The organism is Hymenobacter sp., from assembly GCF_036388155.1.
Classification (GTDB): domain Bacteria; phylum Bacteroidota; class Bacteroidia; order Cytophagales; family Hymenobacteraceae; genus Hymenobacter.
The window spans coordinates 49,038-67,856 of the sequence record NZ_DASVSI010000175.1 but is presented as its reverse complement, the minus strand read 5'-3'; the positions used below and the strand labels follow the sequence as shown (position 1 = coordinate 67,856).

General features: G+C 63.3%; 11 protein-coding genes. All 11 read left to right on the top strand.

Going from position 1 to position 18,819, the window contains the following annotated elements:
- Window positions 1-22: 22 nt before the first annotated feature.
- The 11 genes from VF629_RS24635 (at window position 23) to VF629_RS24585 (ending at window position 18,818) form a co-directional block, all read left to right on the top strand.
- A complete protein-coding gene (locus VF629_RS24635) occupies window positions 23-1,261 on the top strand; it encodes a glycosyltransferase family 4 protein (RefSeq protein WP_331061173.1) in 1,239 nt (412 codons plus the stop codon).
- 139 nt (window positions 1,262-1,400) lie between these two features.
- On the top strand, window positions 1,401-2,777 hold the full coding sequence (locus VF629_RS24630; protein ID WP_331061172.1) for a hypothetical protein: 1,377 nt from the start codon (window positions 1,401-1,403) through the stop codon (window positions 2,775-2,777).
- Window positions 2,778-2,892: 115 nt separating this feature from the next.
- The gene (locus VF629_RS24625; protein WP_331061171.1) at window positions 2,893-4,074 is read left to right on the top strand and encodes a glycosyltransferase; all 1,182 of its coding nucleotides are present in this window, start codon (window positions 2,893-2,895) and stop codon (window positions 4,072-4,074) included.
- 66 nt (window positions 4,075-4,140) lie between these two features.
- Window positions 4,141-5,358 (top strand): glycosyltransferase family 1 protein, encoded by a 1,218-nt coding sequence (locus VF629_RS24620; protein ID WP_331061170.1) that lies wholly within the window; start codon window positions 4,141-4,143, stop codon window positions 5,356-5,358.
- 46 nt (window positions 5,359-5,404) lie between these two features.
- A complete protein-coding gene (locus VF629_RS24615) occupies window positions 5,405-5,893 on the top strand; it encodes a VanZ family protein (RefSeq protein WP_331061169.1) in 489 nt (162 codons plus the stop codon).
- A 33-nt stretch (window positions 5,894-5,926) separates the two neighbouring features.
- On the top strand, window positions 5,927-6,478 hold the full coding sequence (locus tag VF629_RS24610) for a WcaF family extracellular polysaccharide biosynthesis acetyltransferase (protein WP_331061168.1): 552 nt from the start codon (window positions 5,927-5,929) through the stop codon (window positions 6,476-6,478).
- Between the two features lie 156 nt (window positions 6,479-6,634).
- Window positions 6,635-7,879: a WcaI family glycosyltransferase gene (locus VF629_RS24605; protein ID WP_331061167.1), complete on the top strand. Its 1,245-nt coding sequence runs from the start codon at window positions 6,635-6,637 to the stop codon at window positions 7,877-7,879.
- 169 nt (window positions 7,880-8,048) lie between these two features.
- Entirely contained in the window at window positions 8,049-10,598 is a 2,550-nt protein-coding gene (locus VF629_RS24600) for a DUF5686 and carboxypeptidase-like regulatory domain-containing protein (RefSeq protein ID WP_331061166.1), read from the top strand.
- A 101-nt stretch (window positions 10,599-10,699) separates the two neighbouring features.
- The gene (locus tag VF629_RS24595; RefSeq protein ID WP_331061165.1) at window positions 10,700-12,694 is read left to right on the top strand and encodes a 7TM diverse intracellular signaling domain-containing protein; all 1,995 of its coding nucleotides are present in this window, start codon (window positions 10,700-10,702) and stop codon (window positions 12,692-12,694) included.
- Between the two features lie 572 nt (window positions 12,695-13,266).
- A complete protein-coding gene (locus VF629_RS24590; protein WP_331061164.1) occupies window positions 13,267-15,567 on the top strand; it encodes a glycoside hydrolase family 3 N-terminal domain-containing protein in 2,301 nt (766 codons plus the stop codon).
- Between the two features lie 68 nt (window positions 15,568-15,635).
- Complete coding sequence (locus tag VF629_RS24585; protein ID WP_331061163.1) at window positions 15,636-18,818, top strand: TonB-dependent receptor; 3,183 nt, start codon at window positions 15,636-15,638, stop codon at window positions 18,816-18,818.
- Window position 18,819: the final 1 nt, after the last annotated feature.

Sequence of the window (18,819 nt, the reverse complement as noted above, 5' to 3'; positions counted from 1 at the left end):
TCAAGCCCCGAACCGTAGAGCCATGACTGCAAAACTCGTCTTTTCGCATCCTACCGGCAACGCCAACGTGCGCGCCGCGGCCGCTGGGCTTGCCCAAGCAGGACAGTTGGCGGCGTTCCATACCGCCATTGCCACCTTTCCCGGCCAGCTGCTCGACCGGTTGAGCGCGGCGGGGCCCCTGGCGGAGCTGCGGCGGCGGCGCTTCGAGCCCGAGCTTGCCTCCCTCACCCACACCTGGCCTTGGCGCGAAGCCGGCCGCTTGCTGGCGGGCCGCACCGGCTGGACGGCCCTGGTGCGCCCCGAAGCCGGGCCCTTCTCCATCGATGCCGTGTACCACAGCCTCGACCGGCGCGTGGCCGGCAGCCTGGCCCGCGCCGCCCGGCAGGGCGCCAGCGGCGTATATGCCTACGAGGACGGCGCCGCCGATGCCTTTCGGGCCGCGAAGACCCTGGGGCTGACTTGCTACTACGACCTGCCAATAGGCTACTGGCAGGCCGCGCGCCGGCTGCTCGAACCCGAACGCACTAAATGGCCCGAGTGGACCCCCACGCTCATCGGCTTCGGCGACTCAGTAGCCAAGCTGGCCCGCAAAGACGAAGAACTGCGCCTGGCCGACCGCATTTTTGTGGCCAGCCGCTTCACCGCCGACACGCTCCGGGACTACCCGGGCACCTTAGCGCCGATTGAGGTAATCCCCTACGGCTTCCCGGCTGTGGGCGAGAGCCGCACGTATGCTTCAGGCGCCGGGCGGCCGTTGAAAGTGCTTTTCGTGGGTAGTCTTTCGCAGCGCAAAGGCGTGGCCAACTTATTTGCCGCGGTAGCGGCCCTGGCCCCGCACGTGGAGCTGACGGTGGTGGGCCATAAAGCCGGGGGCGACTGCCCGGCCCTGGACGCCGCCCTGGCGCGGCACCGTTGGATACCGAGCCTGCCCCACGCCGACGTGCTGCGCCTGATGCGGGCGCACGACGTGCTGGCCTTCCCGTCCCTGTTCGAAGGATTTGGGTTGGTCATCACCGAGGCCATGTCGCAGGGCACGCCCGTGATAACGACGGACCGCACCGCCGGCCCCGACCTCATCGAGCACGGCGACAGCGGCTGGCTGGTGGAGGCCGGTTGTACGGAAGCGCTGCAAGTGGCGCTGGCCGAGTTGCTGCTGCGGCCCGCGGCGGTGGCCGAAGCGGGGCGTGCTGCCCAGGAAGCCGCCCGCCGGCGCCCGTGGGCCGCTTACGGGCAAGAGCTAGCCGCGGCGCTGGCCCGATGAGTTTGTTGAGTAACAAGACCCCAGTAGCAAGTAGCAAGACCCAGGTAACAAGATTGGCATTAAGCAGCTGACTAACAGAAAAATGTTCATACCCTTACACCTTGCTGCTTACGGCTAAGCCAGCTATTATATTCCGACTATGACACCTTCAGCGCCTGCTTTTCCTCATGCTCCGGCCCGGCCGGCGACGGCTGCGCTGCCCCTGGCCGCGTCCGGGACGCTGCGCCTGCTTAAGCGGGGCATCTGGGCGTATTTCCTGTTGCTGATTTTCGAGGGGGCGCTGCGCAAATGGGTGCTGCCCGGCCTGGCCGCGCCGCTGCTTATCATCCGCGACCCGTTGGCCCTGTGGCTGGTGCTGGCCACGTGGCGGCACGGCCTGCTGCCGGCCAACCCCTTCCTTACAGGGATGACCGTGGTGGGCATTGTTGCTTTTTTCACGGCCTTGCTGTTTGGCCACCACAACCTGTACGTGGCGGTGTACGGGGTGCGCATTCTGCTGCTTCACTTCCCGCTCATGTTCGTCATTGGCCGCGTGTTCGACCGCTCCGACGTGGAGCAGCTGGGCCGCGTCTTGCTGTGGATTTCCATCCCCATGACCATTCTGATTGCCTTGCAGTTCTACAGCCCGCAGTCGGCCTGGGTGAACCGCGGCGTGGGGGGCGACATGGAGGGGGCCGGGTTTAGCGGGGCGCTGGGCTTTTTCCGTCCGCCGGGCACCTTCTCCTTCACCAACGGCAACACCATGTTCTACAGCTTGTTGTCCTGCTTCGTGTTCTACTTCTGGCTGACGCCCCGCAGCGTAACCCGCCTGCTGCTGCTGGCGGCCACGGCGGGCCTCCTGGCGTCCATTCCCTTTTCCATTTCGCGCACGCTGCTGTTTCAGGTCATCATCACGCTGTTTTTTGCCATGTTGGCCGTGTCGAGCCGTCCGCGTTACCTCACGCGCATGCTTTCGGCCATATTCGGCGGCGTGCTGGTGGTGGCCGTGCTCAGCCAAACCAGCCTGCTGGCCGACCCGCTGGAAGCCTTCACCACGCGCATCGAAATGGCCAGTGAAGTAGAGGGCGGCGCCAAAGGCACCCTGGTAGACCGCTACCTGGGCAGCATGGCCGAGGCAATCGTGGGCACCAAGTCGAGCCAAGCGCCCTTCTTCGGCTTCGGCATTGGCATGGGCACCAACGTGGCCAGCAACCTGCTGTCCGGCGACCGGGGCTTTCTGGTTTCGGAGGAAGAATGGGGGCGCCTCATCGGCGAGATGGGCCTGCTGCTGGGGTTGACTGCCATCGTCATCCGCTTGCTGCTCATGGCCAAGATTGCCCTCGCCAGCTACCGCCAACTAGCCACCGGCGAGCTGCTGCCCTGGCTGCTCGTCAGCTTCGGGCTGCTCGTGTTGCCGCAGGGGCAATGGGCCCAGCCCACTGCGTTGGGTTTCAGCTCCCTGCTGGGAGGCATCATGATAGCGGCTCTACGGCCGCCCAAGACCGTGCCCGCTCCACCCGAGGCTTTGGCGGCTTAGTCCGGCTACCCGCCATGCCTTTGGTTCTCTGCCCACAACATCATTCCCTGGCAAGCCTTCGTCAGCGCCCCAGTTTCACCTTTACCTGCGCGGTTGCCCTTCGCGCCCTCTTCGCATGACCATTCTGCACATCACCCCCGACATGGACCCGCGGGCCGGCGGCGTTTGCCAGGCCGTGCGCACCATGATTGCGGGCTTGGCGAGCTATGGCATGCAAAGCGAAGTCGCCAGCCTCGACCAGCCTACTGCGCCCTACGTGGTTGCGGCGCCCTTTCCAGTGCATGCGCTGGGGCCTGGCCGGGCGCCGTGGGGCTACAGCTCGCAGCTGGGCCCGTGGCTGGAGGCCAACTTCCGCCGCTTCGACGCGGTGATTGTGCACGGCCTCTGGCAGTACACCACCTATGCCGCCCGCCGGGCCTGGCGCCGCTGCGGCCCAACGCGGCCTCCACTGTTCGTCATGCCCCACGGCATGCTCGACCCCTACTTCCAGCGGGCTGCCGGCCGCCGGCTCAAAGCCGCCCGCAACTGGGTGTTTTGGAAGTTGGTGGAAGGGCAGGTGGTGAACGAGGCCACGGGCGTGCTCTTTACCTGCGAGGAAGAGCGCCGGCTGGCACGGGAGCCCTTCCGCCCCTACCGCCCGCAGCGCGAGCTGGTTGTCGGCTTGGGTGTGGAAGAACCGCCCACTTTTGTCCCGGCCATGCGCACGGCATTTGAGGACGCGCTGCCTGGTGCGCCAGAACAGCCTTACCTCTTGTTTCTGAGCCGCATTCACGAGAAAAAAGGCACCGACCTGCTGGTGGCGGCCTACGCCGAGGGCGCGGCCGGCCCCACTGGCGCGCCGCTGGTGGTAGCCGGTCCCGGCCTCGATACGCCGTATGGCCGGGCGGTGCAGGCCCAGGCCGCGGGCGCGCCGGCCGGCGCGGTGTCGTTCGCTGGCATGCTGACGGGGGCAAGCAAGTGGGGCGCCTTTTATGGAGCAGAAGCTTTTGTGCTGCCGAGCCATCAGGAGAACTTCGGCATTGCCGTGGTGGAGGCCCTGGCCTGTGGCAAACCCGTGCTCATCTCCAAGCAAATCAACATTTGGCGGGAGATTGATGCCGCAGGGGCGGGCCTCGTAGCCGACGACACCGCCGCCGGTACGCGCGACCTCCTGGCGCGCTGGGCCCGGCTGACGGCCGCCGAGAAACAGGCCATGGGCCGCCGGGCCCGTGCTGCTTTCGAGGAATATTTCGCCGTGGGCCCCGCCACTGCCCGCTTGCTGGGCGCGCTGGAGGCCGAGGTACCTATCCCAACTTAAGGGCGGTACAGACACCGAGCTTGCCTTAGCTCTTCCCGCTCAGAATTTAGGCAGCGGGCTTTTCGCATGGAATCCGGACTTCTCACCAAAAACTCTCCTTTCATCAGTCGCGACGCTACCACTATGCACGTTATCCTCATCGGAAACTACCCCTTGGATGGCCAGGAAAGCATGGAGCGTTTTGCGCAAATGCTGGAGGCTGGCTTTCAGAAGGCCGGCGTGAGCACCGAGCTGTGGCGCCCCATACCGGTGTTTGCCACGGGCAGCGGGTCTACGGAAGCCGGCTTGCGCAAATGGCTGGGGTACATCGACAAATGGCTGGTGTTTCCGCTGGTGTTGCGCTGGCGGCTGCGGCGCAAGGCGCTGGCGGCTCCGCAGGTTCATTTCCACGTGTGCGACCATTCCAATGCGCCTTACCTGGGCCACCTCCAGCGCGAACGCACTAGCATTACCTGCCACGACGTCATTGCCATCCGCGGCGGGCTGGGGCACGCCGACGCGCACGCCACGCCGTCGCGCTTCGGCCGCAAGCTGCAGCAGTGGATATTCCACCACCTGAGCCGGGCCGAGCGCCTGGCCACCGTATCGGCCCTCACGTTTCGGCAGCTCACGGAGCTGGTCGGCAACCGCCCCCCGGCGGGCACCGACTGGCGCACCATTCCCCTCTCCTTCAACGCCGAGTTTAGGCCACTGGCGGCGGCTGAGCGCACGGCCCGGCTGCAGCGGGCGGGCTTGGCTTCCGAAGTGCCGTTTGTGCTGCACGTGGGCTCCGGGCACCCGCGCAAAAACCGCGGCCTGCTGCTCGACATGGTGCACGCGCTGGGCAACCGGTGGACCGGCAACATCTGCTACGCCGGCGAAGCGCCCGGCAAAGAATTGCTGGACCGAGCGGAAGTCCTGGGCCTGAGCGACCGGGTGGTGGCCGTGGTGAAGCCCGACCACGACACCCTGGTGGCCCTGTACAGCGCCTGCGAAGCCTTCATTTTCCCTTCGTATTCGGAAGGCTTTGGCTGGCCCGTTATTGAGGCCCAGGCCTGCGGGGCGCCCGTCATTGCCAGCACCGTGGAGCCCATGCCCGAAGTGAGCGGCGGGGCCGCCCTGCACGCCGACCCCACCGATGCGCCGGCCTTCGCGGCGGCGCTGCTGCGCCTGCAAGACCCCGCCACCCGAGCCGCCGTTGTCCAGCGGGGGTTCGACAATTGCCGCCGCTTCGAGTCCGGATACATGGTTCGGTCTTACCTCAATCTTTACCAACGCCTTCCCGCTAGCTCACCCGCGGCTTAGCTGCCGCCATTTTGGTGCGGAGCCTTGTGCTTCGCGCCGCCTTACCATGCTCTATTCGCCCTCCTCTTCTATCATTGAAAACCGACGCTTTCAGCTGGCCTTCAGGGCGGCGCTGTGGATGGCCGCGGTGGTCTACGTGGCCCTGCTGCTGTACATCGTTTTTTTTGCCCGGCGGCGGGCGGGGCTGCACTGGTCACCCGGCTTGGTGAACCTCAAGCCGCTCATTACCACCATTCGCCGGCGTCATTACATGGAGGCCATTGGGCCGGTGAACTACTGGACCAATATTTTTGGCAACATCGCCTTGTTTGTGCCGCTGCCGCTGCTGGTGGCAGCCCTGAGCCCCCTTCGCAACCGCTGGGCATTGCTGGGCATCGGGGTGGGCCTAAGCATAAGCATCGAGGTAATCCAATACGTGTGGCGCATTGGGGTACCCGATATTGACGACGTCATCATGAACAGCACCGGCACGCTGCTGGGCGTGCTCCTGTGGGAGTACGGCCTGCGCCGGCTGTACGACCGCCTCACTCACTGACCTTCCCCAAGCGCCATCCCCTTATTTATCCCCATGTCCACAGACCTTTCCACATTTGACCCTGGCGACTACCGGGCCGGCCCGCGGCTGAAGGTGCTGCTGTGGTACTTCGTGAATTACTACGTCTTCGCCAGCGCTTTTCCGTGGCCCTACGGCGTGAAGACGTGGCTGCTGCGGCTGTTTGGGGCGCGGGTGGGCGCGGGATTGGTCATCAAGCCCAAGGTGCGCATCAAGAATCCGTGGCGGCTGACCATCGGCGACCATTGCTGGATTGGCGAGTCGGTGTGGATTGACAACCTGGCCGACGTGGCCATTGGCAGCCACGTGAGCGTGTCGCAGGGCGCCATGCTGCTCACCGGCAACCACGACTACACCGTGCCCAGCTTCCCGTACCGGCTGGGCACCATCCGGCTCGAAGACGGGGTGTGGGTGGGGGCCCAGGCCGTGGTGTGCCCCGGCGTGGTGTGCGGCTCGCACGCCATCCTCACGGTGGGCTCGGTGGCCAGCAAGCCGCTGGATGCCTGGGGCATCTACGCGGGCAACCCCGCGGTTTTCGTCCGCACCCGCCACATGCAGCCGGCTTAAGGGCCCTTTGTTGGTTGCTAGTTATTAGTTGTTGGTTGTTGGTTGTCCGTTGTCAGCCAAATAACAATTCAGACTAACAACGAGCACTAACAACGGACAACTAACAACGGACAACTAACAACGGACAACGGACAACGGACAACTAACAACTGCTTAATGAAAAAACGCATCCTCCTGATTGGCTACAACTACGCGCCCGAGCCCACGGGCATCGGCAAGTACAGCGGCGAGATGATGGCGTGGCTGGCCCAGCACGGGTACGACTGCACGGTGCTCACCACCTACCCCTACTACCCGCACTGGGCCGTGCAGGAGCCCTACCGCAAGCACCGCTTCGGGTACCACACCGAAAAACAGCGGCTCCCCTCCGGGGCCGAAATTACCGTGCACCGGTGTCCGGCCTACGTGCCGGCGCGGCCCACCGGCATCAAGCGCATTCTGCTGGACTTTTCGTTTTTGCTGACGGCGTTTTTCAAGTTGCTCACGCTGCTGCCGGGCCGCAAGTTCGACTACGTGGTGGCCGTGGCGCCGTCGTTTCAGTTTGGGCTACTGGGCGCTTTCTACAAAGCGTTGCGCGGCGGCAAGCTGGCGTACCACATTCAGGACCTGCAAATTGAGGCAGCCCGCGACCTGCAGATGATAAAGTCTAAGCAAGTCATCGACCTGCTCTTTGGCATGGAGCAGTTCATCTTCAACCGCAGCGACCTGATAACCAGCGTGGGCGAGGGCATGGTGGCCAAAATTCGGGAGAAGACTACCAAGCCGGTGGCCTTGTTTCCCAACTGGACCGACGTGGGACAGTTTTACCCCATCCACGACCGCGCCCAGCTGAAAACGCTGTTTGGCTTTCAGCCCACCGACCGCATTGCCCTGTACTCGGGCGCCATCGGCGAAAAGCAGGGGCTGGAAGCCATTCTGTACGCCGCCGTAGCCTTCCGCACCCAGCCCGAGGTGAAGTTCGTCATCTGCGGCTCGGGCCCTTACAAAGAGAAGCTCCAGGCCTTGGCCCAGGAGCTGGCCGTGCCCAACGTATTGTTCATGCCACTGCAGCCGTTCGAGAAATTCAACCAGTTTCTCAATCTGGCCGACGTGCATCTGGTCATTCAGAAAGCCAACGCCGGCGACCTCGTGATGCCCTCCAAGCTCACCACCGTGCTGGCCGTGGGCGGCGTGGCGCTCATCACCTCCAACGCCGGCTCGGGCATGCACGCGCTGGTGCAGCAGCACCGCATGGGCCTGCTGGTGGAAGCCGAAAACCAAGCCGCGCTCAATGCCGGCCTGGCCGAAGCCCTGGCCCGCGACCACGCCGGCCTGGCCGCCAACGCCCGGCGCTACGCCGAAGAACACCTCTCCATTGAGAGCGTGATGCGGACCTACGAACTGCGCCTGCTGGCGTGCTGAGGTCCGACCATTGCGTTGGTAAAGGCCGGATTTGGGCAAAAAAGAGCCAGGTTATAGCCGTGTTAAAAATTTAGCGGCACGGCGCCGGAACTACTTGGGTGACGCTCACGCTTTGCGTAGCTTGCAGGTCTACTATCAGTTTCAGGCATTTGGCTCCTCTATACAACGTATGAGATTTCTTGCTCCGTTGCTCCTGGTATGCCTTTGGGCACTACCAGCCGCAGCCCAGCGTATTCTGATTAGCGGCCAAGTGGTGGAGGCTACGAATGGCGAGCCAGTGCCGTTTGCTTCCATATTTATTCCCAATTCTGGCAACGGCGTGACAGCCGACGCTGAGGGTAAGTTCAAGCTGGCCGTGACGGGCACGCCCGATTCCATTACCGCATCGGCCATTGGGTTTGCCACCCAGCGGCGCAAGCTCACGGCCGAGCCCACCCAATCGGTGCTGTTTCGCCTGAAAGCCGGCGGCGTGTCGCTGGCCGAAGTGGTGGTGCTGTCGCGCCAGCCGGAAAACCCGGCCTTCCGCATCCTGCGCGAAGTGCAGAAGCACAAGCCCGAAAACAGCCGGCAATCCCTGCAAGCGGTGGAGTTCGACTCCTACAACCGCATTGAAACCAGCCTGACCGAGCTGCCCGCCAGCATGGCCAAGCGCAAGGTTATCAAGGACATTCGGGCGCTGGCCGTGCGCCAGGGGGCCGCCGCCGCCGCCGATGCCGACGCACCCCTGCCCGTGTTTGCGTCGGAGGTGGGGTCGAAAGTGTACCAGCGGTTCTCGCCGCTCCGGCGCCGGGAAGACCTGCTGCACAAGCAAATGCGCGGGGCGGGACCGCGCGAAGGCTCGGTGCTTTCCCAAATGCTGGGCTCCAACTTCCAGAACTTCGATTTCTACCCCAACTGGCAGAACGTGCTGGGCAAAGATTTCATCTCGCCCATCGCCGAGGGCGGCCGCCTCACCTACGAGTACGAACTGCAGGATTCCGTGTACCTGGGCCAGGACTGGTGCTACAAAATTGCCGTTACGCCCAAGCGCAAGCACGACCTGGCTTTCAAAGGCACCATTTGGATTACCGCTACGGGCTATGCTTTGCGCCGCGTGGACCTGGCCGCCAGCCAGGGCGCTAACATCAACTTTGTCAGCGACCTGCGCATTTACCAGGACCTCACTTCTCCCACCCAAGGCCCCGGCTTGCCTACCCGCACCAAACTGGTGCTGAGCGTGCGCCCCTACGAAAAACAGGCCGCCATGCTGGTCCGCCTCACCACGCTGAGCAGCAACTTTGTGCGCAACCAGCCTCATACCGAAGACGGCTTCTATGACCGTCCCGTGGTATCGTCGTTGGTGGAGCCCACCGAAGACGCTTCCAGCAAGAAAGCCCGCAGCGGCGTGCCGCAGGAAATGGGCTACTTCGACCAGCACCGGCCCGATACCCTCACGCTGGCAGAGCAGCAGTCGTTTGTCGTGCTCGACTCGGCCAAGCAGCTGCCGTCGGTGCGGAATTTGCTCGACTGGGTCGAGCTGTTTGTGAACGGCTACAAGCGCGTGGGGCGCTGGGACCTGGGGCCAATTTTGAGCACGTACTCCCGCAACGATTTCGAGGGCAGCCGCTTCCGGTTTGGCTTCCGCACCACGCCCGACATCAGCCGCGACTGGCTTACGCAAGGGTATCTGGCGTATGGCACCCAGGATGGTCGCTTCAAATACGGCCTGAAAACCAGCTACGTGGCCGAGCGACGCCACTGGACGGTGCTCAGCGGCGAGTTTCGGCACGACGTGGAGCAAGTGGCCCTGCTGGACAACGATTTCCTGGGCGACAACAACCTGTTTGCGGCCGCTTCGCGCTGGGGGCGCTTCCGCCAGGGCGGGCCCATTATGCGCAACCTGTTCGCCCTGAGCTTGCAGCGCGACTTGTTTCACGGCTTCACCCAAACCGTGACGCTGCGGCGCCAGGGCATCAAGCCGCTGCACGACTTTGCCTATTTCAGCACCGACGACCGCAGCGACAACGCCCCGCTCAGCCGCGACCTGTCCTTGTCGGAGCTGGTGCTGGAGTCGCGCTATGCGGCCGACGAAAACCTGGTGCAGAACGAAAACCGCCGGCGGGCCGTGGGGCTGCGGCGCTGGCCGGTGTTCACGCTCCGGTACATCATCGGAGTGCGCAACCTGATGAATGCCAGCAAGGCCCCCGCCTACCAAAAGTTTAACTTGCTGATGACCCACAGCGTGCCGCTGGGCCAGCTGGGCCGCCTGAACTATCGCCTGGAGGGCAGCTACATCCCCAACGCCGTTTCCTACCTCATTCTGCGCACCCCGCTCGGCAACCAAACGCCCTTCTACAACGCCAACGCCTTCAACCTGATGAACTACCGCGAGTTCGTCACCGACCGCTCGGTGTCGTTGCGGCTCGACCAGCATTTCGAGGGCTTGCTACTGAACAGCTTGCCTGGCATTCGCGGGCTAAACTGGCGCCTGGTGGCCACCGCCAACGTGCTCTACGGTGGCCTTTCCGAAGCTAACACCAAGCAGCCCCGGCGCGACCCGGACGGCAAGGAATTGCCCCGCATTCAGTCGTTGGGCCGGTTGCCTTACGCCGAGGCCGGCTACGGCGTGGAGAATATTTTCAAATTCATTCGCGTCGATTTTCTGCACCGCCTCACCTACCGAAACTTGCCCAATTCCACCAATTTTGGGGTCAAATTCAGTGCCCAGTTCCGGCTCTAATGCGGGTGAGTGGGTCCTTACCAAGCCCTCCGACCGAAAGTCGGAGGGCTTTTTTGTATTTTGGACGCCCTATGCAAACGTCGCACAATTCGAATCTACCATTGGGTCGTTGCGGAGAGTTTACCAAGTGGCTGAAGCTGCTGCTGCGCTGTGCCGGCCTGGCCGTCGGGGTGCTATGCGCCACCAGCTTGCGTGCTTGGGCCGCCCCCGAAGACACGCTAACCGTAAACCCCTCGCTGAACGAATTTTACCTAGCCGAGAACTACTATAGCGTGCTGGAGGACCCCACGGGCCAGCTCACCATCGCCGACGTGCAGCAGCCAACCTGGCGCACCCGGTTTGAGCGGCTGCAGGGCTCCGGTCAACCGCCCAACATTCAGCACCCGCGCAGCACCTACTGGCTGCGCATCACGGTGCGCCACGCACCCACCGAAACGGCGGCGGTGTACCTCGAGCTCTACGACTCGCACATTGGTGGCGCCGTGTTTTTCAGACCCCGCCAGCCAGGAGCTACGGCCTACGACAGCGTGGCCACGGGTGCCAATTTGCCTTTTGCCACCCGCCCTCACCCTTATAAAAACTTTCTATTTGACTTGCCTCCGCGGCCGGGCCAGACCGAGACTTACTACCTGCGCCTGCGCTCAGATACCCGCACCAGTTTCCGGGCCATGCTGCACAGCGCGGCCGGGCTCATCCCGGAGCTGTCGGTGCAGTACTGCCTGCTGGGCTGCTTCTATGGAGTGCTGCTCATCATGGTGCTCTACAACCTGATTTTGTTCTTCTTCCTGAAGGACCGGACTTACCTCTATTACGTGCTCTACGTGGCTAGCGGGACGCTCCTGTTCCTGTCGGAAGACGGCCTGGGGTTCCAGTACCTGTGGCCGAGAGGCCCGCTCTTGAACCACTTCATTGGGGCGGCGGCGCCGGTACTGCTCCTGCTCACGTTTGCCACCTACGCCAGTGGGTTTCTCGACACCGCCTCCCGGCTGCCGCGGCTGCACCGGCTGGGATTGTGGGTGGTGGGCATCAGCACGGGGTTGCTGGTGCTCGACGCCGCCGTGATACACTCGGGCTTTAGCTTCTGGCTGTACCTGCTGCCGTATGGCTTGCTGTATTACACTGGCTTCCAAGCATATCGCAGCGGCTTTCGGCCATCACGCTACCTTTTGCTGGCCCAGGCGCTAGTGGCCACCAGCCTGGCCTTCCTCATCATGCGCAAGCTGGGCATCGATTTCTACAACAATGCCTATACCGTCTACAGCCTGTACGTGGCCTTTTTGGCCGAGGTCGTCATTTTGAGCTACGCCTTGGGCGAGAAGCTCAAGGGCCTGATGGACACCACGCTCCTTACCCAGCACCGGCTGCTCAAACAGCTCCGCAAAAAGCACCAGGCGCAAGACCGCCTGGTGGAGCAAATGCGTGAAAACCAAGAGCTAAAAGACCGCCTCAACACCGAGCTGGAAGCGCTGGTGGCCCAGCGCACTACCGAACTACACCGCCAAAACGATACGGTGGCCGCCCAAAACCGCGAATTGCTCGAAGCCAACGGGCTGCTGGCCCTGCAGTCGGCGGCCATCGAGAAGCTCAACAGCGACCTCAGCCGCGACCTGCACGCCGAAAAAGCCGCCCGCATTGAGGCGCGGGAAGTTGACTTTGGCGAGTTCAGCCAGATTTACCCCGACAAAGAAGCCTGCCTGCGCTACCTCGCCGACCTGAAGTGGGCCCACGGCGGCTACCGCTGCCGCAAGTGCGGCCACGAGAAGAGCTGCGAGGCCCGCGAGCCCTTCGCCCGGCGCTGCACCCGGTGCCGCTACGTCGAGTCGGCCACGGCCGGCACCTTATTACAAAAGTGCAAGTTCTCCATTGTCAAAGCCCTGTATGCGGTGTTCTTGCTCCACGCACACAGGGGCGTGTATTCGCCCTCGGAGCTTGCGCGGGTGCTGGACCTGCGGCAAGCCACCAGCTGGGCTTTTGCCCAAAAGGTGCTGGCGGCCTTGCAGCGCCGCCGCCAGGCGCAGGATTTCGAAGACGGTGAGCCTTGGACGCATGTGCTGCTAGACGCCACCGCCGAATTGGCGGACGTTGACGAGGCATAACGGCATTCTTGGCCTTGCTTTTCTTCCGGCAACGATTGCGAGACTTCCCTCTAACACAATTCTGCTCTGCTGGTAATTGCTGGCACAACTAAGGGCCTATCGCGAACAGAGAGCCGCTAAGAGTATTTTTTTTGGGATTTTGGCAATTTTTTTTCGTTGTTTTTTAGACCAAAGTCTGGGTTTTTGAAAAGTCGGCAGCGTAAGGATTAGGCGGGAAAGCGGAGTTTTTGCGTGTGCAGCAAGCGTATAAGCAAAAAGCATATTCTCTATAAAAAGGGCCAAATCAAGCCTCTAAGGCCATTTTGGTAATTGCATTTGCAAAACACACTCGCATACATTTGGGCAATTCTATTTGCCCAATGTCCGCACTTCGCACCTTTCTCACCCTTCTCTCAACAATCAGGCGTCCCGTGCTGCAGGGTGGCCTACGTAGCCTACGGACTCGGGCCAGAGTGCTGCTGGTGCTCCCCCTCGCAGTGGCGTGCCAACGCAACGCGGTACCCACTGCGGCCACAGCGCCGGCAGTCTCACCCGTAGCCGCCGAAACACCTGCTTCTGGCTTTAGCCCACGCGTGCAGCAACTCCTGGCGCAAATGACGCTGGAGGAGAAAATTGGGCAAATGACCCAGCTCAACATTTCGGTCATCAATACCACCGGAATGCAAAAAGACGTGGTGCTGGATTCTGCTAAGGCCGCGGCTCTGGTGCGGGATTTTCATATCGGGTCATTCTTAAATGGGGAGGCGGTGCCGGCCGCGCAGTGGGTGCGTTACTCGGCGGCGCTGCAGCGCATAGCCCTGCGCGAGTCGCGGCTCCGCATCCCCATCATCTACGGCATCGACCACATGCACGGCGCCAGCTACGTGGCCGGCACCGCCATCTTCCCCCACAACATCAACCTGGGCGCCAGCTTCAACCCCGAACTGGCCCGCCAAACGGCCCGGGCTACGGTCCTGGAATCGGCAGACCTGGGCCACCACTGGGTATTCGCGCCGGTGCTCGACCTGGGAGTGAACGCCTACTGGCCCCGTTTTTACGAAACCTACGGCGAAGACCCGCTGGTGGCCTCGCGCATGGGGGCGGCTTTTGTGTGCGAGCTGCAAACCAACACCGAGATAGCGCCCTACAAAGTGGCCGGCTCTGGTAAGCACTTCCTGGGGTACTCGGACCCGCGCAACGGCTGGGACCGCACCAACGCGTTAATCCCCGACCAGCGGCTGCAGGAGTTCTTTCGTCCCTCGTTTCAAGCTGCAATCGATTCCGGCTTGAAGTCGATTATGATTAACTCGGGCGAAATCAACGGCGAGCCCACGCACGCATCCAAAGCCATTCTGACCGACTTGCTGCGCCGCCAAATGGGCTTCAAAGGCGTGGCCGTGACCGACTGGGAAGACATCATCCGACTGGTGCGCGTGCAGAAGGTGGCGGCCAACGAGAAGGAGGCCACCTGGATGGCCATCGACGCGGGCGTGGACATGGCCATGACGCCTTACACCACCGCCTTTTGCCGCTACGTGAAAGAGCTGGTGCAGGAAGGCCGCCTCACGCAGGAGCGCATCAATCTCTCGGCGGGGCGGGTGCTGCAGATGAAGGACGAAATCGGCTTGTTTGAAAACCCCATGCCCCGCGCCGACCGGCTCAGCCGGGTGGGCGACCCGGCCTTGCGGGCCCAGGCGGTGGCCGCGGCCCGGGAGTCGGTAGTGCTGCTCAAAAACGATAAAAACGTGCTGCCCTTGGCTCCCGCTCGCGTGAAGCGCCTGCTGGTGGTGGGCCCCTCGGCCGACTCGCGCGCCAACCTCAGCGGCGGCTGGACGCTGGCCTGGCAGGGCCGCCCCGAAGACAACTACCCCAAGGACGTGCCCACGCTGCTTGAGGCTCTGCGTAAGGAATACCCCGGCGCCCGGGTGGAAACCCTGCCCTACCGCGACGCCAAGGGCAAGCTGCAGCTGGCCAGCATTACCGCCGCGGCCAAGCTGGCCGATGCCGTGGTGCTGGCAGTGGGCGAGCGGCCCTACACCGAAGGCATGGGCAACACCTCCGACCTCACCCTGCCCGACGACCAGCAGCAGCTGGCCCGCGCGGCCCAAGCCAGCGGCAAGCCCACCGTACTGCTCATGATTGGCGGCCGGCCCGGCATTATCCGGAGCGTGGCGGAAGGAACTTCGGCCATAGTTTGGGCCGGGCTGCCGGGCTACGGCGGCGGCACGGCCCTGGCCGAAATCATCAGCGGCAAGACCAACCCCAGCGGCAAGCTGCCCTTCACCTACCCGCAGTTTGCGGGCCACATCTCCAACTACCACCACGACAACAACGAAAACAGTCTGGAGCTGAGCGACTTCGGCGCTGGCTTTGAGAAGCGCGGGCCCAAGTACAAAAGCTCCATGCTGACGGAGTTTGGCGAAGGCCTGAGCTATACTACCTACGCCTATTCGGGCCTAACGCTGAGCGATTCTGTGCTCACTGGCTCCACGGCCCGCCTGCGCGCCACGGTGCGCGTGAGCAACACCGGCCCCCGCGACGGCCAGGAAGCCGTGCTCTGGTTTCTGACCGATGAGGTGGGCCGCATTACCCGGCCGGTGCGCCTGCTCAAGCACTTCGACAAACAGGCTTTTGCCGCCGGCCAAACCCGCGAGCTCACCTTCACCATCGCCCCCCAGCGCGACCTGAGCTACCCCGACGGCCAGGGCCGGCCGCAGCTCGAAGACGGCTGGTTCACGCTGCGCGTGGGTTCGCAAACGGCGCGGTTCCGGTACGCGGGCGGGCTTAGCGCCCAGAACGGCACGGCGCCCACGGGCACAACCGGTGCCGCGCGGCCGGCTTCGGCAGTGCCGCGCTCCGGCGCGACCACCGCCGAAGCAAGCCGCCCCAAGTAGCCTCCCCTGTGGGGATTCCCCCTTTAATTCTCCTTTTTTCTTTTTCTCACTCCTTCAGTAATCCCACCATGAAGCAGAAATTTTACCTGATTGCGCTGTTGCGGCGCACGGCGGTGCTGCTGGCTTGCGGGCTGCCCGTACTGGCTGCCAGCACATCGGTTGTAGCCGCTGTGCGTCCGCTGGTTAGCCCCACCGCCGACGTGCCCGTGAGCGGGCGCGTGACGGGCCCCGACGGGTCCGGTATTCCCGGCGTCACCGTGTTGGTGCGCGGCACCACCATTGGCACCGCCACGGGTGCGGACGGCTCCTTCAGCCTGAGCGCGCCCGAGGGCAGCACCCTGGTCTTTAGCTCGGTAGGCTTTGCCACGCAAACGGCAACTGCCTCCACGAGCCCCCTCACCATTAAGTTGGTGGAAGACGTGCAGAAGCTGAATGAGATTGTGGTGGTGGGCTACGGCACCCAGCAGCGCGGCAGCGTGACCGGGGCCATCTCGTCGGTGGGCGCGGCCGACATTGTGCGCCAGCCGGTGCCCGACGCGACCCAGGCCATTCAGGGCAAAGTATCGGGCGTGACCATTACTTCCAGTGGAGGAGCTCCAGGCGGGGCGGCCGGCACAGCGGTACGGGTGCGCGGCATTACTTCGGCCGGCTTCAACTCGCCTTTGTATGTAGTTGATGGCTTTCCGCTACCGGCTTCTACCGACGCCAACGGCAACGCAACCAACACCGAGCTTACCGCCATCAGCCCGAACGACATTGAGACAATTGATGTGCTCAAAGACGCTTCGGCCACGGCCATTTACGGGGTGCGTGCTGCCAACGGGGTAGTCATCATCACCACCAAGCGCGGCAAAGCAGGCAAGGCCGCCGTGAATGTAGACGCCTACCGGGGCATTCAGGTAGTAGCCCGCAAGCTGGACCTGCTCAACGCCCGCGAATACGCCACCATCAACAACGAGTCGCTGATTGCGGCCGGCAAGCCCATTGCGCTCGAGAAGCTGCGCGACCCGGGTGCGCTAGCCGACTCGCTGGGCGAAGGCACCGACTGGCAGGACTTGCTGTTCCGCCGGGCCAAGATTCAGAACTACTCGCTTTCGACCACGGGCGGCAGCGAAAAGGCCCGCTACGCACTGTCGGGCACCTATTTCCAGCAGGACGGCATCATCCTGGGCAGCCAGTTCGAGCGGTTCACGCTGCGGGCCAACGGCGACGTGAACATTGGCAAGATGCTGAAGATTGGCAACAGCATCGCGCTGACGCACCTCAACGACCGCCAGATAACGAGCAACAACGGCGAATACGGCACCGTGCAGCAGATGCTGCGCATTCCGCCTACCGTGCAGCCCTACCGGCCCGATGGCTACTGGTATCAGCCCAACGGCGATTCGGACAACTTCACCGAGGAAAACCCGCTGGCCACGGCCCAGCGCGTGAACCAGAAGTTTACCCGCAACCGCGCCCTCACCACGTTCTACGCCGAACTGGAGCCGCTGAAAGGCCTGCGTTTTCGCACCAACGTCGGGGTTGACATGATTTTCGACAACTTCAACAGCTTTGCGCCCAAGGGGCCAGAGTTGGCCAACTTCACGCAGCGCTACATCACGGCGGGCGGCACGGCCACGGCCAGCTACGCGCCCACCTACCTGATTGAGAACACCGCGACCTACGACCGCCTGTTCGCCGATAAGCACCAGGTCACGTTCCTGGTGGGCCAGTCGGCGCAGGAGTTCAACTTCAGCAACGTAGAGGCCAACCGCTCGCTTTACCTGCGCAACGACCTGCAAACCATCAACGCCGGCCCCATCAACACGCTCCTGAGCAACCGCGGCACTGTGGACGAGCCCCGGCGCCTGGCCAGCTATTTCAGCCGCCTCAACTACGAGTTTGCGGGCAAGTACATCTTCCAGGCCACGGTCCGCTACGACGGCTCGTCGCGCTTCCAACCGGGTGAGAAGTTTGGCTTCTTCCCCGGCGCTTCGGCGGGCTGGCGCATTTCGGAGGAAGATTTCCTGAAGGGCAACAGCACCATCAGCAACCTGAAGCTGCGCGCTGGCTACGGCCGCGTGGGCAACGAGCTGAACGCCGGCCGCTTCGCGTACCTCTACTCCATCAACTTCGGCATCAACTATCCGCTGGGCACCGACGGCGCCATCAACATCGGCGGTGCGCCCACCCGCTTGGCCAACCCCTTCCTGCGTTGGGAATACAACGACCAGGCAAACATTGGCTTGGACATGGGCTTCCTGGACAACCGCTTCGAGGCCAGCCTGGACCTCTACAGCCGCAACTCTCCCAACCTGATTGCCGGCGTGCCGCCGTCCCTGGTGTCGGGCACCTACGAGTCGGTAAACTCCAACGCAGCTTCGGCCTATAACCGCGGCGTCGACTTCTCGCTGACCTCGCACAACTTCACTGGCTCGGAGGGCGCGCTGAACTGGTCGACGACCTTCAACGTGTCGGCCTTCAAGACCCGCCTGGAGTCGCTGGGTGCGGGCGTGCCCTACAACGGCCAAGGCTCGCTGAGCGGCACCATTGTGCGCTACGACATCAACCAGGCGTTTGGCTCGTTCTACGGCTACGTGAAAGAGGGCCTGATTCAGACCCAGGAAGAGCTGCTGGCGCTGAATGCGGCCGCCAACGTGGGCAACCCCAAAAACGACAAGTTCTACCAGCTTTCCGGCACGGCCCCCGGCGACATCAAGTACCGCGACCTAAACGGCGACGGCACCATCACCGATGCTGACCGCCAGTTCATTGGCAACCCGAACCCGAATTTCACCTTCGGCATGACCAACACGGCCAGCTTCAAGGGCTTCGACCTGAGCTTCTTCATCCAGGGCGTGCAGGGCAACGACGTGTACAACCTGAACCGCTACATCACGGAGAGCGCGCTGTACAGCACCACCAACGGCACCACGCGCATTCTGAACCGCTGGACCGGCCCGGGCACGAGCAACGACATTCCGCGCGCCGTCAACGGCGACCCCAACAACAACCTGCGGGTGTCGACGCACTACATCGAGGACGGCTCTTTCGTGCGCCTCAAGAACCTGACGTTTGGCTACACGCTGCCAAAGAGCATCCTGAACCGCATTGCGGCCAACCAGCTGCGCGTGTACGTGACCGGCCAGAACCTCATCACGCTGACCAAATACACCGGCTTCGACCCGGAGGTAAGCGCCAGCGGCGTCGACCTGGGCATCTACCCGCAGGCGCGGGTGTTCATGGGCGGCCTGAGCATTGGGTTCTAAT

Bases quoted from the DNA above. Each gene is read 5' to 3' on its own strand.
- VF629_RS24635 (WP_331061173.1), top strand. From the start codon at position 23: ATGACTGCAAAACTCGTCTTTTCGCATCCTACCGGCAACGCCAACGTG.
- VF629_RS24630 (WP_331061172.1), top strand. From the start codon at position 1,401: ATGACACCTTCAGCGCCTGCTTTTCCTCATGCTCCGGCCCGGCCGGCG.
- VF629_RS24625 (WP_331061171.1), top strand. From the start codon at position 2,893: ATGACCATTCTGCACATCACCCCCGACATGGACCCGCGGGCCGGCGGC.
- VF629_RS24620 (WP_331061170.1), top strand. From the start codon at position 4,141: ATGGAATCCGGACTTCTCACCAAAAACTCTCCTTTCATCAGTCGCGAC.
- VF629_RS24615 (WP_331061169.1), top strand. From the start codon at position 5,405: ATGCTCTATTCGCCCTCCTCTTCTATCATTGAAAACCGACGCTTTCAG.
- VF629_RS24610 (WP_331061168.1), top strand. From the start codon at position 5,927: ATGTCCACAGACCTTTCCACATTTGACCCTGGCGACTACCGGGCCGGC.
- VF629_RS24605 (WP_331061167.1), top strand. From the start codon at position 6,635: ATGAAAAAACGCATCCTCCTGATTGGCTACAACTACGCGCCCGAGCCC.
- VF629_RS24600 (WP_331061166.1), top strand. From the start codon at position 8,049: ATGAGATTTCTTGCTCCGTTGCTCCTGGTATGCCTTTGGGCACTACCA.
- VF629_RS24585 (WP_331061163.1), top strand. From the start codon at position 15,636: ATGAAGCAGAAATTTTACCTGATTGCGCTGTTGCGGCGCACGGCGGTG.